General features: G+C 47.6%; 20 protein-coding genes. 17 read left to right on the top strand and 3 right to left on the bottom strand.

Annotated features, from left to right (window positions below; all coding sequences use genetic code 11):
• The first annotated feature begins 450 nt into the window (after nt 1–450).
• Nucleotides 451–1,164 (top strand): response regulator transcription factor, encoded by a 714-nt coding sequence (locus BMZ71_RS11115; RefSeq protein WP_086989326.1) that lies wholly within the window; start codon nt 451–453, stop codon nt 1,162–1,164.
• Nucleotides 1,161–2,582 (top strand): sensor histidine kinase, encoded by a 1,422-nt coding sequence (locus BMZ71_RS11110; RefSeq protein WP_068560911.1) that lies wholly within the window; start codon nt 1,161–1,163, stop codon nt 2,580–2,582. Before BMZ71_RS11115 ends, BMZ71_RS11110 begins: the two co-directional genes overlap by 4 nt.
• Nucleotides 2,583–2,625: 43 nt before the next feature.
• Here the strand turns inward: BMZ71_RS11110 and BMZ71_RS11105 are convergent, their stop codons facing one another.
• Nucleotides 2,626–4,803 carry an LTA synthase family protein gene (locus tag BMZ71_RS11105; protein WP_086989301.1) on the bottom strand — a complete coding sequence of 726 codons (2,178 nt, stop codon included), beginning with the start codon at nt 4,801–4,803 and terminating at the stop codon, nt 2,626–2,628.
• A 262-nt stretch (nt 4,804–5,065) separates the two neighbouring features.
• Here BMZ71_RS11105 and BMZ71_RS11100 point away from each other — a divergent pair, with 262 nt between their 5' ends.
• Nucleotides 5,066–5,689 (top strand): VanZ family protein, encoded by a 624-nt coding sequence (locus BMZ71_RS11100; protein WP_086989302.1) that lies wholly within the window; start codon nt 5,066–5,068, stop codon nt 5,687–5,689.
• Between the two features lie 22 nt (nt 5,690–5,711).
• Nucleotides 5,712–6,896, top strand: coding sequence for a class I SAM-dependent rRNA methyltransferase (locus BMZ71_RS11095; RefSeq protein ID WP_086989303.1), 1,185 nt, complete (start codon nt 5,712–5,714; stop codon nt 6,894–6,896).
• A gap of 346 nt (nt 6,897–7,242) precedes the next feature.
• Here BMZ71_RS11095 and BMZ71_RS11090 read toward each other — a convergent pair whose 3' ends face one another.
• A complete protein-coding gene (locus tag BMZ71_RS11090) occupies nt 7,243–8,508 on the bottom strand; it encodes a BaiN/RdsA family NAD(P)/FAD-dependent oxidoreductase (RefSeq protein WP_086989304.1) in 1,266 nt (421 codons plus the stop codon).
• A gap of 251 nt (nt 8,509–8,759) precedes the next feature.
• Between BMZ71_RS11090 and BMZ71_RS11085 the strand changes: the two genes are divergently transcribed.
• The 3 genes from BMZ71_RS11085 (at nt 8,760) to BMZ71_RS11075 (ending at nt 14,043) form a co-directional block, all read left to right on the top strand.
• A complete protein-coding gene (locus BMZ71_RS11085) occupies nt 8,760–9,287 on the top strand; it encodes a nitroreductase family protein (protein ID WP_086989305.1) in 528 nt (175 codons plus the stop codon).
• Nucleotides 9,288–9,510: 223 nt separating this feature from the next.
• A complete protein-coding gene (locus BMZ71_RS11080) occupies nt 9,511–10,212 on the top strand; it encodes an ABC transporter ATP-binding protein (RefSeq protein ID WP_068560898.1) in 702 nt (233 codons plus the stop codon).
• A gap of 15 nt (nt 10,213–10,227) precedes the next feature.
• Nucleotides 10,228–14,043, top strand: coding sequence for an FtsX-like permease family protein (locus BMZ71_RS11075; RefSeq protein WP_086989306.1), 3,816 nt, complete (start codon nt 10,228–10,230; stop codon nt 14,041–14,043).
• A gap of 69 nt (nt 14,044–14,112) precedes the next feature.
• On the opposite strand, the gene BMZ71_RS11070 is transcribed toward BMZ71_RS11075, so the two are convergent.
• On the bottom strand, nt 14,113–14,622 hold the full coding sequence (locus BMZ71_RS11070; RefSeq protein ID WP_086989307.1) for an FUSC family protein: 510 nt from the start codon (nt 14,620–14,622) through the stop codon (nt 14,113–14,115).
• Between the two features lie 139 nt (nt 14,623–14,761).
• Here BMZ71_RS11070 and BMZ71_RS14950 point away from each other — a divergent pair, with 139 nt between their 5' ends.
• From BMZ71_RS14950 to BMZ71_RS11025, 10 genes are all read left to right on the top strand, one after another.
• The gene (locus BMZ71_RS14950; protein WP_177187596.1) at nt 14,762–14,908 is read left to right on the top strand and encodes a hypothetical protein; all 147 of its coding nucleotides are present in this window, start codon (nt 14,762–14,764) and stop codon (nt 14,906–14,908) included.
• Between the two features lie 114 nt (nt 14,909–15,022).
• Entirely contained in the window at nt 15,023–16,171 is a 1,149-nt protein-coding gene (locus tag BMZ71_RS11065) for an ABC transporter substrate-binding protein (RefSeq protein ID WP_086989308.1), read from the top strand.
• Between the two features lie 222 nt (nt 16,172–16,393).
• Entirely contained in the window at nt 16,394–17,272 is an 879-nt protein-coding gene (locus BMZ71_RS11060; RefSeq protein ID WP_086989309.1) for a branched-chain amino acid ABC transporter permease, read from the top strand.
• 9 nt (nt 17,273–17,281) lie between these two features.
• Nucleotides 17,282–18,268: a branched-chain amino acid ABC transporter permease gene (locus tag BMZ71_RS11055; protein ID WP_086989327.1), complete on the top strand. Its 987-nt coding sequence runs from the start codon at nt 17,282–17,284 to the stop codon at nt 18,266–18,268.
• A complete protein-coding gene (locus BMZ71_RS11050; protein WP_068560889.1) occupies nt 18,268–19,041 on the top strand; it encodes an ABC transporter ATP-binding protein in 774 nt (257 codons plus the stop codon). Before BMZ71_RS11055 ends, BMZ71_RS11050 begins: the two co-directional genes overlap by 1 nt.
• Nucleotides 19,042–19,078: 37 nt before the next feature.
• Nucleotides 19,079–19,747, top strand: coding sequence for an ABC transporter ATP-binding protein (locus BMZ71_RS11045; RefSeq protein ID WP_068561051.1), 669 nt, complete (start codon nt 19,079–19,081; stop codon nt 19,745–19,747).
• Between the two features lie 3 nt (nt 19,748–19,750).
• Complete coding sequence (locus BMZ71_RS11040) at nt 19,751–20,404, top strand: CBS domain-containing protein (RefSeq protein ID WP_086989310.1); 654 nt, start codon at nt 19,751–19,753, stop codon at nt 20,402–20,404.
• Nucleotides 20,405–20,958: 554 nt separating this feature from the next.
• Nucleotides 20,959–21,495, top strand: coding sequence for a hypothetical protein (locus tag BMZ71_RS11035; RefSeq protein ID WP_068560885.1), 537 nt, complete (start codon nt 20,959–20,961; stop codon nt 21,493–21,495).
• Nucleotides 21,496–21,639: 144 nt separating this feature from the next.
• Nucleotides 21,640–22,491: a M15 family metallopeptidase gene (locus BMZ71_RS11030; protein WP_086989311.1), complete on the top strand. Its 852-nt coding sequence runs from the start codon at nt 21,640–21,642 to the stop codon at nt 22,489–22,491.
• Between the two features lie 36 nt (nt 22,492–22,527).
• Entirely contained in the window at nt 22,528–23,148 is a 621-nt protein-coding gene (locus BMZ71_RS11025) for a glycoside hydrolase family 73 protein (protein WP_086989312.1), read from the top strand.
• Nucleotides 23,149–23,556 lie beyond the last annotated feature (408 nt).

Below are 23,556 nucleotides of genomic sequence, written 5' to 3'. Positions count from 1 at the left end.
CAAGACATACTGTTCGACTTGTCATGGTTCTTGCCATCTTTGATGGCTTAGAAACATGATACAACTGACCGGTACGGTCACGTTGATTCCTTTGTTTCGGAAGTCTCTCAGCAATTGCGCTCTTCGATGCTCAGTTGCATGGGACTCTTAGGGATTCATCCCTTAGAGCCCCAGTACAAGGTGACCGTAGGGAACGTTGCGTGGACAGATTTCCTAAATTGTCATGACTCTTGCGATTTCAATCGCTTAGAGGCATGATACACTTGACCGATTAGGTCACAGTGTTTCCTTAATCAGGGCTGAACGAACCCGTTCAGCTTTTCTTAATTGGAACCGGCGATTTCCCAATTATTTCACAGAAACTTCAAACGTATGTAGTATCGTAGACTGGAAATGATGCCGCTTATGGGAAAAAAAGATATAATGGAGGAAATGAAAAGGGGAATCGCTATGGAAATTTTGATGATAGAAGACAATGAAGCCGTCTGCGAAATGATGGCGATGTTTTTTGAGAATGAGGGCTGGCAAGCTGTATTCAAGCATGATGGAAAAGAAGGTCTGGAGACGTTCGCGGCAGCAGACAGAAAATGGGACATGATTATCCTCGATCTGAACCTGCCGAGCATGGATGGGATGCAGGTCTGTCGCGAAGTAAGGAAAATTTCCCAGTTCGTACCGATCATCATGCTGACAGCGCGCGATTCTGAAAGTGATCAGGTTATCGGCCTGGAAATCGGGGCGGATGAATATGTTACGAAGCCGTTCAGTCCGTTGACGTTGATAGCCCGCATCAAAGCGATGCACCGTCGCGCTAAGGTCGATCACGCGCAAGCGCAGGCCACTGATGATTTCGACGTGCTCACCGATCATGTCAAAATCAGCACGATCACGCGCGAAGCCTACCTTGACGGGAAACAAATCGAAAGCTTGACGCCGAAAGAATTTGAACTGTTCGCGCTTTTGGCCGAACACCCGAAACAAGTATTTTCGAGAGAGCACCTTTTGACCCGGATCTGGGAAGACCCTTACTACGGGGATGAGCGCACAATCGATGCCCACATCAAGAAATTACGGCAAAAAATAGAAGCGGTCGGACCGCAAGTGATCCAGACGGTTTGGGGAGTCGGCTACAAATTCGATGATAGTGGAGTAGAGGATAAATGAAGTATGTCTATCAACAAATCCTGGCCTTTTTTGCTCTGATTCTGATAACCGTGAGTACGACAGGCATCCTGATCATCCAATACGTCACCAGTAATATCTACGACGAAAAAGAGGCACAGCTTTACGGCTATGCCGAATCGATCATCGATCAGAACATGACGATCCAACAATTGGAAAATGGATCTACCTTGGTTTCCAACCAGGATGTCTCGTTCGCCATCTTCGATGCCGAAGACCGCATGGTTTATCCGCAAGCAACGGATCTGTATACGAGCGGAATCAGCGCGGAGGATTTTGAGAGGCTATCGGAAGGCGACCGGATTTCTTTGACTGAACGGGATCGTGGCTTCCTGAACGAAAAGAAGCGCTTCTTGACGGTCTATCTTCCTCTGTTCAATGCAACTACGAATGAATTCACAGGCTTCATAGCAGTCGGTTCGCCGGTAAAAGGCATCGAGGACGAAATCAATGAGATTGAACACAACCTGCTTGTGGCTGTGCTGACTTCCGGGGGCATCGCGATTGTATTGAGTCTCGGCATCGCCAACTATCTGACAAGGCGCATTAAACGCATGCGCAGGGCCACCCATGAGATCGCTTCAGGCAATTTCGATATCTCACTGGAGAATCATCACAAAGATGAGTTTGATGAGCTGTCGGAGGATTTCAACCAAATGGCAAGGTCTTTGAAAGCCTCCAATGAGGAAGTCGAACGCCAAGAGAATTTGCGGCGCCAGTTTATGATGGATGTTGCCCATGAAATGCGTACGCCGCTCACGACAATCAACGGCATTCTCGAGGGAATTCAGCATCATATGATCCCCGAAGGCAGTCGGGACCGGAGTATGCAACTGATGCAGAAAGAAACCAAACGGCTGATTCGTTTGGTTAATGAGAATCTTGATTATGAAAAGATCCGCTCCAACCAGATTATTTTAGTGAAACAGGAATTTTCGGCTAAAGAAGCATTGGAGAATGTTGCGGAGCAGATGCGGACAAAAGCGCAGGCGAAGGACGATCTGATCATCGTTCAGGTGGATGCAGCGGACCGGATTTACGCGGACTATGATCGCTTTATCCAGATCATGGTGAACCTCACCCAGAACGCTATCCAGTTCACGAAAAACGGAACCATCACCCTGTCGTCTTTCCCGGATGGCGATCAGCAAATCATTCAGGTCAAAGACACGGGCATCGGCATCGAGAAGAAGGATATCACGAGCATCTGGGAAAGGTTCTACAAAGTGGATGTTTCCAGAAAGAACACGAAATTTGGCGAATCAGGAATCGGTTTGGCGGTGGTCCAATCATTAGTGATGAACCATAAGGGAACCATTGATGTGGAGAGCAATCCGGGCGAGGGAACAATTTTCACGATTACATTACCGACGAAAGCAGCAATCGAAAAAAATAGTTAAAAAAATAGCTGCCGGAATTTTTAAATTCCGGCAGCTATTTTGGTTATTCAACTGTTTCTGTCTGTCCTTCTGCTGGGACTTCCTCAGCAGCGGGTTGTTCTTGCATTGCATTTTCTTCAGCAATGGCTTGGTTGGCCGGGAACTCAGGAGCGTCCGTCTGATAAAGCGGCACGGTTGAAACGCCGTGGTTCGTATAGTACAAGGAAGTGTTCAGGTCACCCAATTCTGCGATGTCCTCTTCCAATCTTGAAGGGGAATCCACATAGCCGTGCAGGCTTTTATCAACCGGAACGAATCCATCCGGTGTGTAGAAGCGCAACAAATCACCGTTGATGATTTGATCGGAGATGGCCAACTGCAGTTCTGCTTGCGCCCGGATCTGAGCAACTTTTTCGACTACTTCTTCTGTCTGATAAGCCAGCGTGCCTGTTTGGGTATGATAAACGGTATTTCCTAAGATGGTATATTCGCTCGTCACGATGCTGCCATTACGGAAAACAACGATCCCCTCATTTTGCGCTGACATCAGATCCTGTCCAAGTTGGACATAGGCTGATGTGTCAACACCCAAAAGATGCATCACGGTAGGCAAGATATCGATCTGGCCACCATAAACATCACTGATCTGGCCGGTACCGGAACCAGGATTATGGATGATGAAAGGAACACGCTGCATCATGGCATCGTCATAGGCACCCCACAAATCCGGATTGGCTCCGATGAGCGGCGCCAACGTTTCGTTGCGGGAACTGGAAATACCGAAGTGGTCGCCGTACAATACGAAAAGCGTATTATCATAAAGGCCTGCGTCCTTCATATATTGGAAAAATTCAGCCAAGGCTTCATCGGCATAATGAGCAGTATTGAAATAACCGTCAATCGTTTCGTCACCGGTATCCAGAGTGAACGTGTTATTCATCTCGTCTTCAGGGAACGGGAAGTGATTCGAAACGGTTATGAACTTTGCATAGAAAGGCTGCGGTAATTGCTCGAGGTATTGCGCCGATTCTTGGAAGAACAATTTATCTTTCAAGCCGTACTCGACTGAGTTCTCATCCGTCAGTGTGTAACTGCTGCCGGCATCAAAGAAATAATCATAGTCGAAAGATTTATAAACATTATCGCGATCCCAGAAAGAACCGACATTCCCGTGGAAAACAGCTGATGTGTAGCCAAAGGTTTCGCCCAAGATGGCCGGTGCTGATTGGAAGGTGTTGTCCGCACCGATTTGTGTAAAGGCCGAACCTTGCGGCAATCCGAACAGTGAATTGTCCAGCATCAGTTCGGCATCACTTGTTTTTCCTTGGCCCGTCTGATGGAAAATGTTGCTGTAACTGTAAGAATCACTGCTGTGATACAAGCTGTTCAGGAATGGTGTCACTTCAGCCGTCATGCCTGTTTCATCAGTCAATGACAGATCGATCAGGAACTGCTGCATACTTTCCAGATGGATGTAGACGACGTTTTTGCCTTCTGCTTGCCCGAAGTTTGCTTCGTTGGGTTCGGCATAATGTGTACCTAAGTAATCAAGAACGGCAGCCATATCTGAGCTGTCCGCACTTGCGCGCACTTGGTTGGCTTGAGCAGTCTTGATGCCATCATAGAGGGTGAAGACATTGATACCCAAGTATTTGACGATGTAGTTGCGATCAAAAGTTCTTGTCAGCAATTGCGGTCGGCTTATTTCAGCAAGGCCTAAGTTAGCGGCGAAGAGAGCGATCGAGGCAGCAACTGTCGCAAACGCCCATCTTTTCTTGAAGATACGTTCGTCGCGATTTTTGCTAACGAATTTCTTATAGACATAGATGAGGACAAAAGCATCGATCCAATAGAACAGATCCAGCGGCTGCATCATGGCGATGACTCCGGAACCTAAGTTTTTGGTTGCGTTGGCTGAACCGAAGATGGTTTTGATTGTCAGGAAGTCCGTAAATTCGCGGTAGTAGATGATGTTGGCGAACAACAGGATCGAATTCAGTACATACAGAGCAATCAAGCTTCTGTAGCCTTTTTTAGGGCTCTTAACAAAAAGCGAAATCCCGAGAATCAATAAAGTCGTGGCAATTGGGTTGATAAAAAGAATCAGCTGCTGAAACCAACCGTCTACGCCTAAAGAGAACGCTGTGTGATAAGCGAAATAGGTCTTCAGCCAGAAAAGGACGACGGCGAAAAGGAAAAATCCGAATCGCGTCTGCAACTGTTCAGTTAATTTTTGTTTCAAAAAAGAGACCTCCTATGATATCGTGTGGAACACATGTAAATTTCCTGTGAATTTTTTTGGTTTATGTGTGTTGTTTGTGAATTTTATGTAAAATGAGCTAGTGTCATTATATTCTGAATGCTTTTGATAGTCAATCGAAGCCCCGTAAAGTTTTTCCTAAGTTTTTCTCAAGAATAGTTGCTTTTTTAAGGATTTTTCGAGAAAATGGGACTTTCAAAGTATCTGTTTAAAGGAACGAAACTGACAAAGGTGAGCGTAGATTATGATATTTTTACAAGGGCTGTATGAGTGGTTGGCTGCTTCGCTGGAGTCATCCGTTAATCATTTTCCGCTCATACAATTAGTTTTCAACAGCGTGGACAAGACCATACTGTACTATTTGATTTTTCTGGTTCTAAGAGCCGCCTACCTGCTGCGCAGACACCGCAAGACGGGCAAGAAAATCCCCTTATATAAGGAAGGGTTGCTGCATGCTTTGTTTATCTACATCGTATTGTTGCTTCAACTGACGGTTTTCCGCAATGAGGTGACCTTCTGTACCGTCGAGTATCACAAAATCGATTGGTCAGCGATCCATTGGCTGCCGTTGGTGGATACGGTCAAACTCTTTTATGGGGATTCCGGATTTTCGGCATGGTACAATTCATGGGGGAACGTTGTCTGGTTTATGCCGCTGGGCTACATGGGGCCTTATCTGTTCAGAAAAAAATGCAGCTTCTCCAAAGTGACAGCGATGGGTTTTCTTTTTTCCAGCATGATTGAGTTCCTCCAGCTCATCTTTCAGACGGGCGTCACGCATATCGATGATGTCTTCTTTAATACGTTGGGTGCCGCAATCGGCTACAGCATATGGGTATCATCAAAAAAAGCAGTGCAGAACGGATAATCGACTATAAAGGAAGTAAATTATGAAAAAAATTACGATTACACAAATAAGCGAGAAAAAAATTAAGGCAGGCAATCCCTTGCTCCAAATGGAAGATTTCCCAAACGAGCTCAGCTTCGATGAAGGGGAACTGGTCGAGCTGGTCGATTCCCGCCAAAAATTCGTCGCAAAAGCCTATTTGGCTAAACAGAACAAAGGCGTCGGTTGGGTATTTTCCTTGGATAACGCGGATAGTTTCAATGAAGCATTCTTCAAAAAACAGTTTGAAAAAGCGAAACGTAAGCGCACGGACTTGCAATCGGACCCGGAAACGACTACCTATCGGCTTTTCAATGCGGAGGGGGACGGTATCCCTGGTGTTACCATCGATCATTACGACGGGTTTGCGGTGGTATCTTGGTACAGCGAAGGCATCTTCCGCTACCAGACCGCCATTATCGCTGCCTTCCAAGCGGTCTTCCCGGAAACGAAGGGCATCTATGAAAAATTCCGTTACCAACGGAAGGATGGCCTGATCAGCCGCTACGTCAGGGGTGATGCAGCCCCGACGCCCCTAATCGTGAAGGAGAACAGCATCAACTATGCGACGTATCTGGACGATGGACTGATGACGGGCATTTTTCTGGATCAGCGCGAGGTACGCGGCGCTCTGACGGAGCGTTATGCGGCAGGCAAACGGGTCTTGAACACGTTCAGCTACACCGGCGCGTTCTCTGTGGCAGCAGCCATGGGCGGGGCGATCGAAACGACGAGTGTCGATGTTGCGAACCGTTCGTTGGAACGGACAAAGGAACAATTCGCCGTCAATAACCTGGATGGCGAGCAACAGAAAATCTATGTAATGGATGTCTTCGATTTCATCCGCTACGCGATCCGAAAGGAATTGCAGTATGACGTGACCATCATCGATCCGCCAAGCTTTGCCCGCACAAAAAAGCGCACATTTTCGGTAACGAAAGATTATACGCAATTGTTGGAGGAATTGATCCAGATCACCGCAGCGGATGGCACGCTGATTGTGTCGTCCAACGCTGCCAACTACAAGGAAAAGAACTTCAAACAGGATATCGCCCAAGCCTTCAAGAACAGCCGATGCGATTACCGCATCATGGAGACATTCCATCTGCCGAACGATTTTGCTGTTCCGCCAGGCAGCGAAACAAGCGATTACCTGAAAGTCTTCATCATTAAGAAACTGGCGAGATAAGAAAAGCTGAACGGGTTCGCTCAGCCCCGAAAGAAATTTAGGAAATCTGACCCTGAATGAGCATCGAAGAGCGCAATTGCTGAGAGACTTCCTGCGTCAGCAGGTTAGTCGAATAGTATCCTTGGCTCGGTAGAGACAAGGGGTTCCTTTATCCCTTTCCGAGGGGCTAACCCGTGAAGCTAGCCAACGCTTTGGATTGCATGGAAAATTTTGCAGTTCTTTGAAGCACCAATGGTGACGCACTTTTGAGTACAGAGAAATTTATATTTTTCCTACAATATAGAAAAAAGAGAACGGAGCTGCCTCATTGGGAGGTTGCCCCGTTCTCTTTTTGTATGGGATATTTTTATGTATGCAGACCCGCAGCGGCATGTTGTCCGGCAGTGTGCCCTGTAACAAAGGCGCCGGTGATGTTATATCCGCCTGTGTAGCCGTTGTAGTCGATCAGTTCACCGCAGAAATAAAGTCCTTTTGTCAGTTTGCTTTCCATCGACTTCGGATTGATTTCCTTCGTTGAGACGCCCCCGCCAGTGACGAAAGCTTTATCCAACGGATGCGTGCCGTTCACTTCGAATGAGAAATTTTTGCAGAAGTCCGCGAAAGCTTTGATTTCTTTCGGAGTCAATTCCTTTAATGACTTCTGCGGATCGATGGCCGCCTGCGTGCAACCGAACAACAGGTAGCGTTCCGGCATGAGGTCTTTCCAGCCGTTTTTGACGCTCTTTTCCGGTTGGGCCTTGATGAGCTTTTGCAATTGTTGTTCGACAGCGCCCAATGAAAGTTCCGGCAGGACATCCAAGGACATCGTGACCGTCTCGGTTTTATCGCGCTTCATTGTCTGGTGGACAAACATCGAACAACGCAAAGCTGCGGGACCGGACACACCGAAGTGGGTGAAGATCATGTCCATCTGGTGGGAAACGACTGTTTTGCCTTTTTTATTTCTGATGCTGAGTGCAACGTTGCGCAAGGAAAGTCCCTTCAGTTCGCTTGCACGAATGAAGTCCGCATCGGAAGTTATCGGCGCTTCGGTCGGGTATAGTTCCGTGATGGTATGTCCAGCAGCTTTGGCAAACTTATAGCCGTCGCCTTTGGATCCAGTTCGCGGCAGGGCTTTTCCTCCAGTTGCCAGGATAATCCGATCGGCCGGGAGAATCTCGCCATCTTCCAAAAGGACACCGGTCACCTGTTCATTTTCGATCAGGATACGCTCGACTTTTATGTTGGTCCGAATCTGGACCTGCAGCCGCTTCAGTTCCTCGATGAAAGCTTCGAGAATTGTTCTGGCTTTATCTGTGACAGGGAACATCCGACCGTGATCCTCTTCCTTCAGGGCGACGCCGCGTTCGATGAAAAAGGTCATGATGTCATATTGACTGAATTGGGTAAAGCTGCTGTGCAGGAATTTTCCGTTTCCGGGAATGTGCCGGATGATTTCTTCTTCGGGACGGTTGTTGGTGACGTTGCAGCGTCCCCCGCCTGTCAAGAGTAATTTTTTTCCGAGACTGGGGTTTTGTTCGAGGAGCGTCACTTCCGCTCCCGCTTCGGCAGCCGTGCAAGCTGCCATCAGACCGCTCGAACCGCCACCGACAATAATGATGCGTGTTTTCATGTTATGTATTTTCTCCGTTCTTTTGCTGCACTTACTTTATCACAGATATGTCCAACTGAAAATGGCTTTTTTTCCGGAAGGGTCACGAAAAAAGATGCTTTCCTTCATTAAATAATCAGAGATTGCGCCTATACTGTATCCATACCCAAAGATAATCGTTTTTTTCTGCTGTCCAGGATTTCCGTTCTATTTTTATGCCCGAAAGAGTATAATGAGTATAGAGTTATTTTTGAAGAAGTGAGGGAATTGAAATGGATTTTATGAAAGTAATGCATACGAGACAAACAACACGCAGCTTCCAGAAGTTTGCACTTTCCCAAGGGCAAGTGGAACTGATGCTGCAAGCCGGGCAAAATGCACCGATCAGCCGCGGTCGCTTTGAGGATTACCATATCACAGTCATTAAGAATCCGGAAATATTGGCAGCGATTACATCGGCGGCAAAGGACGTGACGGGCAGTACGGACAAGGATCCTTTGTATGGAGCGCCGGCCTTTTTCGTTGTTTCCGCTAAGGAACCGGCCAAACCTGGAAGTATCGCAAGCGCAGCAACCATCGTCGAAAATATGCATCTGCAAGCAACAGCAGAACTTTTAGGTAGCTGCTTCCTGATGGGAATCATGGCGAACGGCACGTTGGACGCTGAAGGGATCCGTGAAAAAATGCAGATTCCCGACGGTTTTACGCCTGTCGCCGGAATGGTGGCGGGCTATCCGCACGGCTATCTGCATGATCGGCCCCGCACATTGGAAAAGATCGCCGTCAACATCGTCGAATAGGACAGTTTGGACAATGAAAAACGACTGCAGGAGAAACGTTCAAGTTTCCCGGGTCGTTTTTTGCATACTCGTCCGGGGCAGTCTTATCCAGAGGTGGAGGTGCCGATTGCATATCCGCGCGCTTTTGTATACCATAGTACTATTACGATAGGTAAGTGTAGTACGGATAAGTTTTCCGGGATGCTTCAAAATAAAAATCACTCAAGAAATGAAGGGATACATAATGGCGTACATTTCCTTAAAGAATGTCAGCAAATTCTATCAAATGGGCGAAACTCGGATCACAGCCAACGACAAGATCAGCTTCGACATCAACGAAGGGGAGTTTGTCGTGATACTGGGCCCCAGTGGAGCCGGAAAATCCACTGTTCTGAATATCCTTGGAGGAATGGATGATGCCGATGAAGGGCACATCAGCATCGACGGGGTTGATATCTCACAGTTCACTTCAAAAGCGTTGACGACCTACAGGCGGAGGGATGTCGGTTTTGTCTTCCAATTCTATAATCTGGTGCCTAACCTGACCGCTAAGGAGAATGTGGAGCTTGCTTCGCAAATATCCCCACATGCCCGCGATGCTGCCGAGGTCATGCGGGAAGTAGGCTTGGGCGAGCGCATGGATAACTTTCCGGCCCAACTATCCGGAGGCGAACAGCAACGCGTCGCCATCGCCCGTGCGTTGGCTAAACAGCCCAAGTTGCTGCTTTGTGATGAGCCGACTGGGGCACTGGATTACGAAACGGGCAAACAAGTGCTGAAGCTGCTGCAGGATACATGCCTTGATACGGGAACAACCGTCATCGTCATCACCCACAACCAAGCTATCGCAGCCATGGCGAACCGCATCATCGAAATCAACAATGCTAAAGTAAGGGCAATCCATGAAAATCCAAACCCTAAACCAGTATCAGAAATCGAATGGTAGGAGGGGGAGAAGACGATGAAGAAGAAGGCGCTATGGAAAGACATCTGGATAGAGATTGGCAAAAGTAAGGCACGTTTCCTCGCTTTATTGGCCATCATCACTTTGGGCGTGGCTTTCTTTGCCGGCATCAAAGCGGCGGGTCCGGATATGCTGGACACCGCCAACCAATATTATGAAGACAATAACCTGTATGACCTGAAAGTTTTGTCTACCTACGGATTGGAAGAAGCGGACATCGCCATTTTGGATGAAACGGCCGATCTGTCTGTCCATCCGATGCGGACAGTGGACATCGAAATGGAAGGCAGTGACTTTCTCGTAAAAGTATTCCCGCTGCAAAGCGGTGCGGATCCGGTCAACGCATATGCGCTAGTAGACGGCAGACTGCCGGAAACAAGCGGCGAAGTCGCCTTGGATGCGAAACAGAATCTGAGCAGTACTTATCAGATCGGCGATACCATCACTTTCCGCCATGAGTCCGACGAAGACCTTAGTGATGAAGAAAAAGAAAACCGCATCTCCTTGAAGGAACAAGAATACACGGTCGTCGGCTTCGTTGATTCGCCGATGTACATCGAAACGATAATGCGTGGTTCCACCAATGTCGGGAAGGGCAGCCTGGATGCTTTCGTTGTCGTACCCGAATCGGATATTCTCGGCAGCATCTATACGGAAGCTTATCTGACGATGGCTCCGACTGTGGCGGAAACAGGCTACACGGACGCCTATGATGAACAAGTGGACAGATTGGCCGATGAAGTGGAGCTTGCTTTGAACGGGAGACCGTTGGAGCGCATCAATGAAATCCGTGCGGAGGGTCAACGGAAGATCAGAGATGCGGAAGATGAACTGCAGGAGGGCAAAGACAAACTTGCGGAAGCCGAGCAGGAACTGCAGGATGCCCGCCAACAATTGGATGACGGCACAGCACTCTATGAGGAGAATCGCCAGTTGTTTCTGGACAAAATCGCCCAAGCCGAGAGCACTTTGACTGCAAGCCAAGCTGAAATCGATGCGGGCATGGCGGAGTACCGAGCAGGCCTGGCGACCTATCTGGAAAATAAAGCGCTCTACGATGAAGCAAAAGTTGCCTGGGAGGCGCAGAAAAAAGCCCTGCAAGGACAGAACGATTCCGACGCTTCATTGGATGCGCTGCTGGCAAGCCTGCCCGATACACCGGAAGGACGCGAAATCGCTGAACTGGCGCAAATGCTGCTCGACGGACAGGCTGAAGTTGAAGCGACCCAAAGTTCGCTGGAAATGAAAGCTCTAGAGCTGCAGGAACGGGCAGCGGCCTTAGCATCAAAAGGCGAGCTGCTTTTGGCGGAACAGATGAGTTTGGAGGCGGATGCAGCAGCCTACCAGAAAGAGCTGGCTATTTTCACTGCTGACATGATGGCTTTCCAAACGGAGAAAGCAATCAAACAAGCGGAATTCTCCACACGACAAGCCGCTATCGATTCAGAAAGGGCAGCCTTGGAAGAGCTGGATCCGGAGACGGACCCGAGCGTGGCAGAACGCTTAACTGCTCTGGATGAAGAGCAGGCAGCTTTGGATGCGGAACGGGCCGCGCTGGCGCAAGCCGAAACGGAATTGACTGTCCACCAAAGTGAGCTGGAGCAAGAGGGTGCCTCCTTGTCCACCCGCCAAGAAGCCTTGACCGCCGCAGCCGCTGCTTTCCAGGCAGAACGAGCCAGTGAAGAGGCCGCCCTCCTGGAGGAACAGCGCCTTCTTGAGTCGGCCGGCAACGAATTAGCCGCCAGAGGGGAAGAGTTGCTGGATCAACAGCAACTGCTGGAAGAAAAGATTGCGGCATTCATGGCAGATGCCGAAGCCCAAATCGCAGCTGCTGACGCTCAATTTGCTGAACAAGGGATTGCGTTGGAGAATGGTCGATTGGAATTGGCATCGGCCTTCTCGCAACTGGAGGATGGCCAGATACAGATCAATAATGGTTGGTCAGAGTTGGAAAGTCAACGCGTGAGCGGTGAACAGGCCCTCGGGGAAGCTTGGCAGGAAATCCAGCAGGGCGAAGCGGCTTATCAGGAAGGTTTGGTCACTTTTACAGCCGAACGCGTCGATGCAGAAATCGAAATAGCCGACGGGGAACGTCAGGTCGCAGAAGCGAAGCAAGCCTTGGCCGATCTGATTGAGCCGGTCTACTACGTGACGGATCGGTCCGGGAACCCTGGTTACCAGGAATACCGCGACAATGCGGACCGCATCTCGGCCATCGCAGAGATTTTCCCGGTGTTTTTCTTCCTGATTGCGGCTTTGGTGAGTTTCACAACGATGGCCCGGATGGTGGATGAGCAGCGCCAGCAGATGGGGACGCTGAAAGGCCTCGGTTACAGTGATTTCGATATCGCCAAAAAATATCTGATCTATGCAGCGATCGCCTGCATCGTAGGGACCTCACTCGGTTTGGTGGCCGGATACAATATTTTCCCTGCGGTCATCTTTGATGCCTATGGATCCATGTACAGTCTGCCTTCCGTAAAGATTACCTACTACTTGTCCTATGCACTGATTTCCATTGCTATCGCGCTGCTGTGCACCATCGGACCGGCTGCGTGGGCGGCACATGCCTCGTTGCGGGAAAACCCGGCTATGATGATGCGTCCGAAAGCGCCGAAGAATGGCAAACGTGTGCTTTTGGAACGCGTGACGTTCATTTGGGACCGTCTCAGCTTCAACTCGAAGATTACGGTACGTAATTTGATGCGCTACAAAGCGCGCAACATGATGACGATCTTGGGCGTTGCCGGCTGTACCGCCTTGATATTGACCGGATACGGTATCAAAAATTCCATCTCCGGATTGGCGGATACCCAGTTCAACGATGTGATGCGCTATAACGCAATCACGGCGATGCGTCCGGAAGCGAGCGCAGAAGAAATCGCCTCCTATGATGAACTGGTCGCTGCAACTCCTGAAATAACGGATCATCTCAAGGTAGTGCAAGAAAGCTACAAACTGGATAAAAAAGGGGTAAACCTGCAGAACGTCACGGTCTTCGCGCCGCTGGAAAGCGAAAATCTCCCGGATTTTGTCAGCTTACGCGATCGTATAACTCAAGAACCGATCGCGTTGACGGATGAGGGAGCCGTCATTTCGGAAAAATTAGCGAACCTGGCAGACGTCGGACCGGGCGACAGCATCGAAATCCGCAATGATGAAATGCAGACCTATCAGATTCCGATCCAGGCTGTCACCGAGAACTACGTCAACCATTACATTTACTTGACGCCATCCCTTTATGAAGAGATTTTTATCCAAGCTGTGGAACCGACAACTGATCTTTTGCTGTTTGACGAACCGGAAAGTTGGGAACGGAGCTTCGGATCTGAAGTGATGGGAGAACAGGCGGTGGCGCTGGTGACATTCATTAATTCCGTCGATCGCAGCTTCGCTGAAACCTTAGGGAGCCTGGATGTCGTCACCTTGGTATTGATTGTGTCGGCAGCCTCATTGGCTTTCGTTGTGCTGTACAGCCTGACGAACATCAATGTTTCGGAGCGGATCAGAGAACTGTCGACAATTAAAGTTTTGGGGTTCTATGATGTGGAAGTGAGCATGTACATCTACAGAGAGTCATTGGTCTTAACTTTGTTGGGTATTTTGTTCGGTTTTGTCCTCGGAAAAATTTTGAGTACAGTCGTTCTTAAAATGGTGGAAATTGACTTCATGATGTTCCCACCGACCATTATGCCGATCAGCTACCTGTATGCAGGGTTACTTTCGTTGTTGTTCTCAAGTGTTGTCATGTTGATTATGCACCGCAAACTGAAACAAGTGGACATGATCGAAGCACTCAAGTCAGTTGAATAAAAGTAAGAATAGAAAAACGCGCAAGAGCCATCAAATAGGCCGCTTGCGCGTTTTTCTTCTTTAGAGACATCAACAATTATCGGCTGGTGTTTGAGGTGAACCAGGCAATAGGTAGTTGACTCCGATGGCGATGGAAGTGCCGATGACGGTATCCAGTACCCTTTGGATGGCATAGGTGATTTTCTCTGCATCGTCTATGTTGTAGAAAACGACAAGAAAAGTCGCGGTGGCTCCGACGATAGCTGTGGACATGTCCATAATGTTGCAGACCGTGATCAGGATGATGATGGCGATGATCGTACCGAAGAAATCCACAGAAAAATCCAGTCCGAGGAAATCTTTGACTGCGATCAAGGTTACCCCCAAGACACCGGCGACAGTATTACCTCCGACACGGCGGATGCCATGATGCAGTGATTGTGAGCAATCTTCACGCAAAGCAAAGACTGCCGCCAAGCCGGCCAACATAGGCGAACCTCGGTCCAATAATTTGAACAGCAGCACACAAAAGCCGACAGCAACGCCGGATTTGGTCGTACGCATGCCTACGCGGAATTTCTCCTTATCCAAATGAATCATAGTAAGTACGATACTTCCTCTCGAAATGAAATAATATCTCAATCATAAGCATTTTTTGATTTTTATCAAGGCATTTTCACATTATTGTGCAAATAATACACTTGTATTTACTTCATTGTTTAGAGTAGCTTTTCGAAAAATGAGAAAAAACGGCTATTTTTGGATAAGAAATGTCCTTTTTGGGGCAAGTCATTTTATTGGAATTGTTGCAACGGCGGCTTTTTCAGGTAGGGTGAAAAAAGAACATTCGCTTTTTGCCAAAAAAGGCCAAAATTGGGTTGCTTAAATTGTCAGAATATTCTATACTAATGACATTAAATTTTAAGGAGAAGGATGAGGGCCTTTTCTTTGAAATTGCAACGAATTATTAATATATAGTGAGATGGGGAGGATTATTTAGATGAAAAAGAAATTTTTGATGGGTCTAGCATCTGTATTCGTACTTGCAGCATGCGGCAATGGCGCAACGACAGAAGAGAGCGATACAATCAAATTGGGTGGTAACTTCGAATTATCAGGCGGTGCGAGTGCATACGGCACGCTGATGGACGAAGGAATCAAAATGGCGGTTGCAGAACAGAACGCTGCAGATGGCTTATTGGGTAAAGAGATTGAGTACGTATCTTACGATAATAAATCTGAGCCTTCAGAATCCACATCGGTTGCGACTCGTTTAGCTACCGAAGATAATGTTGTCGCAATCTTAGGACCTGCTACAACGGGTGCAGCGAATGCACAATCTCCAGCAGTCACAAGAGCAAAAGTGCCAGCAATCCTTCCGGCTGCTACAGGCGATGGCGTAACGATGGATGGCGATTCCGTTCTGGAATACGTATTCCGCGTATGTTTCCAGGATTCTTTCCAAGGTAAAGCTTTGGCAGAATTCGCTCAAACAGACCTGCAAGCTACAAAAGCTGTCATCTTAGTGGATAATTCGACTGACTACGCGATCGGCTTGGCTGATGCGTTCAAAGAAACATTCACTGGAGACATCGTAGCGGAAGAAAACTTCACAGCCGGCGATACAGACTTCAAAGCAATACTGACGAATATCGCAAATCTGGACTATGATGTCATCTTCCTGCCTGGATACTATGAAGAGGGCGGATTGATCATCAAGCAAGCCCGCGAAATGGGTATTGTGCAACCGATCCTAGGACCGGATGGCTTCGCTAACTCAACCTTGGTTGAATTGGCAGGTGCAGACAATGTGGACAATGTATTCTACGCGAGCCACTTTACTCCGAACAGTGAAGATCCTAAAGTACAAGACTTCTTGGCTGATTTTGAAGCAGAGTACGGCAAGCCTGCAGATTCATTCGCAGCTTTGGCTTACGATGCTGCGCAATTGGTATTCGATGCAATTGCGAATGCTGACAGCACAGATCCTCAAGCAATCACAGATGCTTTAGCGGCAACTGAAGATTTCGAAGGCGTAACGGGTACCTTCTCATTTGATGAGAACCACAACCCTATCAAATCCGCTTTCGTAATCGAATTGCAAGATGGTGTAGAAGTCGGCAATTCTATTGTGGAACCAGCTAAATAAAAACACTGGTGCGCGAGATTGTGGCATTGAAACCTGAATAGACCGTTTGATTCCAAAGTAACACAATGAGGTGCTGGCAGAATTTGCTTAGCACCTTTCTTTATGTTTTACCTCATCGTAAAGTAATCCCTCATCGTGCGTGAATAATAGTAAACTATATCCGAACAATGCAGTATAATAAATAAAAGACTTCTGTCCAGCAGAAGAAAAGAGAGGTGTAAAATGGAAAATTTAGTTCAACAGCTGATAAACGGTATATCGTTGGGAAGTATCTACGCCCTGATTGCGCTAGGGTACACCATGGTATACGGTGTCATCAAATTGATTAACTTTGCCCACGGGGACATTTACATGGTGGGCGCGTACCTTGGATATGCTTTGATCCAAAACGTCGGCCTCGGCCTTTTCCCATCCATTCTGATTTCAATGATTTTTTGTGCCATTTTAGGGGTGGTCATCGAGAAGATCGCCTACAAACCATTGCGGGGCGCGACCAGGGTAGCGACACTGATTACAGCCATCGGGGTTTCTTATTTACTCCAAAATGTGATGATTTATATTATGGGGCCTCAAGTAAAAGCCTTCCCTACCGCTTTGGTCATCCGGAATTGGACATTCGGCGGGGTGACCATCAACTCGCAGCAAATTCTGATTTTCCTGACGACAGTCATCTTGATGATCGCTTTGCAGGTCATCGTAAAGTACACAAAGATGGGGAAAGCGATGCGGGCAGTAAGTACCGATCCTGAAGCAGCACAATTGATGGGGATCAACGTGGATAACGTCATTTCCTTCACGTTCGTCCTCGGCTCTTCCTTAGCCGGAGCGGCAGGGGTATTGGTCGGTATCTACTATAATTCGATTTCGCCACTGATGGGTGTGACACCGGGTCTGAAAGCCTTTGTTGCGGCAGTGTTCGGCGGCATCGGTATCATCCCAGGCGCCATGGTCGGCGGCTACGTTATCGGCATCATCGAGACGCTGGTCAGTGCTTATGGCGGATCGATGTTCAAAGATGCAGTCGTGTACTTGATCCTGATCATCATCCTGATCGTAAAGCCTTCCGGAATCTTCGGAAAAAATACAAAAGAGAAAGTGTAGGTGATAATGATGAAACAATTGAACAAAACAAATCTAGGTTGGCTCATTCTTATCGCTTTGATGGTTGTCGTTCTGTTTGTCGGCGTCAGCTCAAATGTCATTTCTCCCTTCTATCAAATTACGTTAGTGACAATTCTGATCAATGTCATCCTTGCGATCGGATTAAATCTGGTCATCGGATTTTCTGGCCAGTTTTCTCTGGGACATGCTGGTTTTATGGCAATCGGAGCCTATAGTGGCGCCATCATCGGTGATAAGATCGAAGGCTTGCCAGGTTTTTTTTCAGGGTTATTCGTGGGGGTGTTCATTTCCATCGTTGTGGCGCTGATCGTCGGCATTCCGACACTCCGTCTGAAAGGTGATTATTTGGCTATCGCGACTCTGGGAGTGGCGGAAATCATTCGCATCCTGATTCTGAACATGGGCGATCTTACGAACGGCGCACGCGGAATCAGCGGCATCTCTTTCCCGTTTGAATCAAATATGAGTTTTATTATGGTCCTGTTCCTTATTGTGATCGTAACGAGCATCATCACCATCAACTACATCCACAGCAGTCCGGGGCGTGCGACCATTGCCATCCGTGAAGATGAGATTGCGGCTGAATCGATGGGTGTCAACGCAACGACTTACAAAGTCATCGCCTTTATGATCGGTGCGGCAACTGCCAGTATCGCAGGTTCTTTGTACGGCACATACTTCAGCGTAATCACGCCTGGCGATTTCACTTTCCAGAAATCTATCGATGTGCTGATCATCGTCGTGTTCGGCGGTATCGGCAGCGTAACAGGCACGATCGTTGCGGCGGTTGTGTTGGGTGTCCTGAATACGTATCTGCAATCGTTCGGAGAGCTGCGGATGATCTTCTACTCGCTTGCCATCATCGCCATCATGGTATTCCGTCCAGGCGGATTGTTGGGCAACCGCGAATTTACGATGTCAAGTTTGATGAAGCGTTTCGCGAAAAAAGATACTGCTAAGAAGGAGGTCCAATAATGAGCCTATTAGAAGTAAAAGAATTGACCAAAAACTTCGGCGGTTTGGCCGCTGTATCCAATGTCGATTTTGCGATCGAAGAAAATGAATTGGTCGGTCTGATTGGTCCCAATGGCGCTGGTAAAACGACCTTCTTCAATCTGCTGACGGGCGTTTACGTTCCGACAGAAGGTACGATCGAATTGGAGATCGACAACAAAAAAGTGTTGTTGAACGGAAAAGCGCCTTACAAAATTACGGACCTTGGCTTAGCGCGTACATTCCAGAATATCCGTCTCTTCAAGGAACTGACGGTTATCGATAATGTATTGATCGCGATGCACAGCACGATGGGCGAGAGTACGTTCCACAGCTTGCTGCGCACGCCGACCTACTACCGCAAGGAAGCCGAAATGCGTGAAAAAGCTTTGGAATTGTTGGCCATTTTCGAACTGGAAAAGAAATATGATGTTCTGGCGAAAAATCTTCCTTACGGCGAGCAACGTCGATTGGAAATCGTCCGCGCCTTGGCGACGGATCCAAAAATCCTCTTTTTGGATGAGCCGGCAGCCGGTATGAATCCACAAGAGACTGCCGAATTGACCGCGTTGATCCGCAAAATACAGAAAGATTTCAAAATCACTGTCGTTCTGATCGAGCATGATATGTCCTTGGTCATGAATGTGTGCGAAAGAATCTATGTATTGGAATACGGCCGTCTGCTTGCCAAGGGAACACCGGAAGAAATCCAAAAAAATCCAGCCGTAATCAAGGCTTATCTAGGAGGCGACTAACGTGCTGAAAGTAAAAAATCTATCCGTGCACTATGGCATGATCCAAGCCATCAAAGATATCAGCTTTGAAGTGAATGAGGGCGAAATCGTGACGTTGATCGGAGCCAACGGAGCAGGGAAGTCCACCATTTTGCGTACGATTTCCGGGCTGGTGAAGCCATCTTCAGGTGAAATCGAGTATTTGGGCAAACCGATCCATACTGTAGCGACCCGAAAAATCGTCGAACAAGGGATCGCCCAAGTTCCGGAAGGCCGCCATGTATTCAAAGGTTTGACCGTACAGGAAAACCTTGATTTGGGAAGCTTCACCCGCAAAGACAAACAGAACCTTGCCGGTGATCTGGAAGCGGTATTCGAACGTTTCCCGATTCTGCGCGAAAGAAAAAATCAGGATGCGGCCACTTTGTCCGGCGGGGAACAACAGATGTTGGCGATGGGCCGCGCTTTGATGACGAAGCCGAAGCTGTTGCTTTTGGATGAGCCTTCGATGGGATTGGCGCCGATTTTCATCAAGGAAATTTTCCACATCATCCAGGATATCCAGAAACAAGGCACAACGATCCTCTTGATCGAGCAGAACGCCAACGTTGCATTGAAGATCGCGAATCGCGGATATGTATTGGAGACGGGAAATATCGTATTGACCGGAACCGGGGAAGAATTATTAGCAAGTGACGAAGTTCAGAAAGCTTACTTAGGAGGCTAAACAATGGATGTACAAAGCTATATGTCAACGGATTTAGTAACGATTCAACCTTCAACAAAAATCATCGAAGCTTTGGATTTGATGAAAGAGCACAAGATCCACCGTCTGCCGGTCGTTCAAGGCGAGACTATCGTAGGCTTGATCACGGAGGGCATCATCGAACGCAACACCCCTTCCAGCATGACCAGCCTGGATATGCATGAGGTCAACTACCTGTTGAACAAAACGACAGTGGCTGACATCATGGAAAAACGCGTTGTGACCATCAACAAGGAAGCACTTTTGGAAGAAGCAGCCGTAACGATGCGCGAAAATGGCATCAGTGTTCTGCCCGTAGTCGAGCCAGGCAACCGTCTGATCGGCATCATCACCGAAAAGGATATCTTCTCCGCCTTCATCGATGTGCTGGGCTATTATACACCTGGTGTCCGTGTTGTCGTCAATATCCATGAAGACAAAAAAGGCGTTCTTGAAGACCTGACGGATATCTTCTCCGATGAGAACATCAACATCCAACAGATTGCGACATACCGCAAAATGGGCTATGTCCAAGTCGTCATCCAGCTGGAAAGCAAAGATATCGACGGCATCCGCGCCCGACTCGAAGAACACGGCTACGAAATCGGATCCATCATCTACAAACCAGAAAGAGTATAGGATGTGATGATTCGCGTTTAGATACCCGTACGTTGGAGCAAACGATTACCGTTCACCTCTTTTGTGGACGATAGTCGTTTGCGAAACGTTAGTGGTATCTGCGAATCAGAACTCGACTAATAGGATGTGATGATTCGCGCTCTGGAAATCAAAATTTCACAATCATAGCACCAAGGGCCTATCTCATTGCGAGATAGGCCCGTTTTTTGCCTTTATCAGGTAACTCTCTTTGCGGCTAATCACGGAGCGGTGAGTGCAGCGATCTTCTGCTCCGGCGAGCGGAGGCTTCGCCGGAAGTCGATCCACATTTTATTTGTCTTCTCCCGGGAGTACCACTTCGTCGGAGGTAAGCCCGATTGCTGCCTATGTGCTCCGTTGAGCGGAGTCTTCAGCGGAACTGAACCCGTATGCCCCCGCGCTCCTCCGGTAAGCAGACCCGCACTAACGAAGAGGGGACACACTTTGAGACAGCGGTGTCTTTTTTTCAGGCAAATCATTTCTTTTATCACGTAATAAGTGTATAATTAGAACATGAAAGATTGGAGGTTACATAAATGAATAATGCACTAATAACAATTGTCTTGTATACGATAAAAGAGCAATATGTCAGTGAAAAAGCTTTTTATGCCAATCAACTAGGGATCTCGCCGCAGAGCTGGGATCGCTGGAAAAAAGGAGAGCATGGTTTAAAACCCGAGAACATGCAGATCATTTCCAAATTGTTTACCGATTACGAATGGATGCTTGTCCAGAAAGTTTGCCGCAATGCCGAAATTCTTCCTGAGGTGGCAGAGAACCCTGTAAGAGAATATCAATTCCTGAAGTATCAAGTCGCCAAAAAGTGGATAGCGACGGATTTGGCCGACTTCAAATGGTACACCACCGATGAAACCGTCCATGATTCAGAAATCCATAAACCGGCAATCACGACACTCCGACTCGAGTGCAACTATGATTTCTGGAGCTACAAAGATATCATCGATCTGCGCTTGCCCAGCATCATCCGTCATCAGATCGATTCGAAAAAGATCAATCTACTTGAATGGTTCAATGAAAATACACCGGATACCATCCCAAAAATTACAGAATAAGTTAAATATAAACCAGAGAGCCGAGATGAAACCATCTTGGCTTTTCGTATGGATTCTAACCCGGGCTTACTTTTGGGTGTGGATTGGCGGCGAGTTGTGCTAAAATAGGCATAGCAAAAAATATAGACCAGAAGAGGTAAAAAGATGGAACCGAAAAAAAAATACTCCCATACACCTGAGCGGTACGCGCAAAGACGGCGTTTCCTAGCGGGACTCTTGCTGGCGATGCTCTTTTTCACAGGATGCACAACTGATGACGATGAACCGTCAAACAGTCAGCAGTACTCGAAAATAAGCGCCCATTCCGAAGAATCGCAAGACTCTTCCTCAGCCATAGTTGCTGAATCGGAGTCCAAAGTGATCGTGACTCCTGTAGCTTCCTCAGCCGATTGGAATCTGGTATTGGTGAACCGAGAAAATCAGCTTGCTGAAGAAATTGTAATGGAGCTGTATCTGACCGAGAGCGGTTATCAGATCGACAGCAGGATACAAGAGCCTTATCTGCAACTGATGGAAGCCGGGAAAGCTGCCGGTATGGATTTCACGATGATTTCAGGTTATCGCTCCATCGAGCAACAGCAAACAAACTATGACGTCAATTATCAGAACTATCTAGCTTCGGGCTTGTCGGAAGAAGAAGCACGCACGAAAACAGAGGAATATATCGCCTTGCCGAATGCCAGTGAACATATAACCGGACTTGCAGTAGACATCACGTCGACCGCCTTAGCCAATCAAGAAGGCAATTCAGGATTATTTCCGGATCTGGAGAATTATCCTGAGGGACTGTGGCTGAAAGAAAATGCACCCAAATTTGGTTTTGTGTTGCGTTATCCAAAGGAAAAAGAAGCCATAACCGGCATCAATTTTGAACCTTGGCATTTTCGGTATGTAGGTATCGAAAACGCCATGTACATGACCGAAAACAATCTGACATTGGAAGAGTATATCGCCATCCTGAAGAATAATGAAGCGCTCGGGAACAGCGAACAATAACAGGCAAAGCACATAACCAAACAGACGGAGGAATATATGGCAAGAAAGAGAAAGCGGGCTCGAAAACTACCGCAATCAGCGTCCGTTAAGACCGTAAAAATTTTATTTTTCTTGTTGATCAGTTTTATGGCCAGTCTGTCACTGATTGGCGATTTTGCCCCGAGTGTGCCGGAAATCACGGAGTACGGCAATAATCGGGGAACAGACTTCATCAGTACTATCGCCCCTGCCGCACAGCAGATGCAAGCGAATTACGGTGTCCACGCCAGCATCAGCATCGCTCAAGCAATCCTCGAATCGGACTGGGGGGAAAGCGAATTGTCTGTAGTCTACAATAATCTTTACGGTATGAAGGGCGATAACCCGGGAAATACGGTGCTCCTGTCTACCAGTGAGTACTACAACGGCGAATGGATCACCATCCAAGCGAAATTCAGGGTCTACGACAGTTGGGCAGAATCGATACAGGACCATGCGCTGCTTTTCGTCAACGGTACCACTTGGAATCCGAATCAATACGCAGCAGTTCTGCAGGCCAGCACTTACCAGGAAGCAGCTCAGGCTCTTCAGGATTGCGGCTATGCGACAGATCCGGATTATGCCGAAAAATTGATAGCAGTCATCGAACAGTACGCACTATATGAGTATGATAATTGAAACACGCAAACAGAAACGCGCGGACAAGCTGAACTCTTCTGAGAAGGGAAGCCTATGTCTGTGCGTTTTTCGGGCTCCTGCATACTGAAGTCCTCAGAAAATTCGACAAGCAGACAGTTTTTGGATGGCGACATTCGTCGAATATAGTGATAAAATGGTTTGGTAAAGACTTTTTTAGCGAATTTTAATGAAAAATCCAAGAGGTAAATTGTAAAATGAAATGCATAAGGAAATAAACGAAAAAATCATGTAGATACGATATACTTGTTAGCGACCAAAGCAAAAGTATAAGGGGTATCTACATGACTAATAGTAATTGTATCATAGAAAACCGCACCTTCACACACCTTACTGATATTCAACGGGGAAAGCTGGAACAGATGGCTAAAATCGGCACCTATAAACAAG

It is taken from the genome of Trichococcus flocculiformis, from assembly GCF_900113645.1.
Lineage (GTDB): Bacteria > Bacillota > Bacilli > Lactobacillales > Aerococcaceae > Trichococcus > Trichococcus flocculiformis.
The sequence above is the reverse complement of the archived record's forward strand: the minus strand, read 5'-3'. Positions and strand labels throughout refer to the sequence as shown.

What these genes read in the sequence shown, in the direction of transcription:
- BMZ71_RS11115 (WP_086989326.1), top strand. Translation starts at nt 451, where the DNA reads ATGGAAATTTTGATGATAGAAGACAATGAAGCCGTCTGCGAAATGATG.
- BMZ71_RS11110 (WP_068560911.1), top strand. Translation starts at nt 1,161, where the DNA reads ATGAAGTATGTCTATCAACAAATCCTGGCCTTTTTTGCTCTGATTCTG.
- BMZ71_RS11100 (WP_086989302.1), top strand. Translation starts at nt 5,066, where the DNA reads ATGATATTTTTACAAGGGCTGTATGAGTGGTTGGCTGCTTCGCTGGAG.
- BMZ71_RS11095 (WP_086989303.1), top strand. Translation starts at nt 5,712, where the DNA reads ATGAAAAAAATTACGATTACACAAATAAGCGAGAAAAAAATTAAGGCA.
- BMZ71_RS11090 (WP_086989304.1), bottom strand. Translation starts at nt 8,508, where the DNA reads ATGAAAACACGCATCATTATTGTCGGTGGCGGTTCGAGCGGTCTGATG.
- BMZ71_RS11085 (WP_086989305.1), top strand. Translation starts at nt 8,760, where the DNA reads ATGGATTTTATGAAAGTAATGCATACGAGACAAACAACACGCAGCTTC.
- BMZ71_RS11080 (WP_068560898.1), top strand. Translation starts at nt 9,511, where the DNA reads ATGGCGTACATTTCCTTAAAGAATGTCAGCAAATTCTATCAAATGGGC.
- BMZ71_RS11075 (WP_086989306.1), top strand. Translation starts at nt 10,228, where the DNA reads ATGAAGAAGAAGGCGCTATGGAAAGACATCTGGATAGAGATTGGCAAA.
- BMZ71_RS11070 (WP_086989307.1), bottom strand. Translation starts at nt 14,622, where the DNA reads ATGATTCATTTGGATAAGGAGAAATTCCGCGTAGGCATGCGTACGACC.
- BMZ71_RS14950 (WP_177187596.1), top strand. Translation starts at nt 14,762, where the DNA reads ATGAGAAAAAACGGCTATTTTTGGATAAGAAATGTCCTTTTTGGGGCA.
- BMZ71_RS11065 (WP_086989308.1), top strand. Translation starts at nt 15,023, where the DNA reads ATGAAAAAGAAATTTTTGATGGGTCTAGCATCTGTATTCGTACTTGCA.
- BMZ71_RS11060 (WP_086989309.1), top strand. Translation starts at nt 16,394, where the DNA reads ATGGAAAATTTAGTTCAACAGCTGATAAACGGTATATCGTTGGGAAGT.
- BMZ71_RS11055 (WP_086989327.1), top strand. Translation starts at nt 17,282, where the DNA reads ATGAAACAATTGAACAAAACAAATCTAGGTTGGCTCATTCTTATCGCT.
- BMZ71_RS11050 (WP_068560889.1), top strand. Translation starts at nt 18,268, where the DNA reads ATGAGCCTATTAGAAGTAAAAGAATTGACCAAAAACTTCGGCGGTTTG.
- BMZ71_RS11045 (WP_068561051.1), top strand. Translation starts at nt 19,079, where the DNA reads ATGATCCAAGCCATCAAAGATATCAGCTTTGAAGTGAATGAGGGCGAA.
- BMZ71_RS11040 (WP_086989310.1), top strand. Translation starts at nt 19,751, where the DNA reads ATGGATGTACAAAGCTATATGTCAACGGATTTAGTAACGATTCAACCT.
- BMZ71_RS11035 (WP_068560885.1), top strand. Translation starts at nt 20,959, where the DNA reads ATGAATAATGCACTAATAACAATTGTCTTGTATACGATAAAAGAGCAA.
- BMZ71_RS11030 (WP_086989311.1), top strand. Translation starts at nt 21,640, where the DNA reads ATGGAACCGAAAAAAAAATACTCCCATACACCTGAGCGGTACGCGCAA.
- BMZ71_RS11025 (WP_086989312.1), top strand. Translation starts at nt 22,528, where the DNA reads ATGGCAAGAAAGAGAAAGCGGGCTCGAAAACTACCGCAATCAGCGTCC.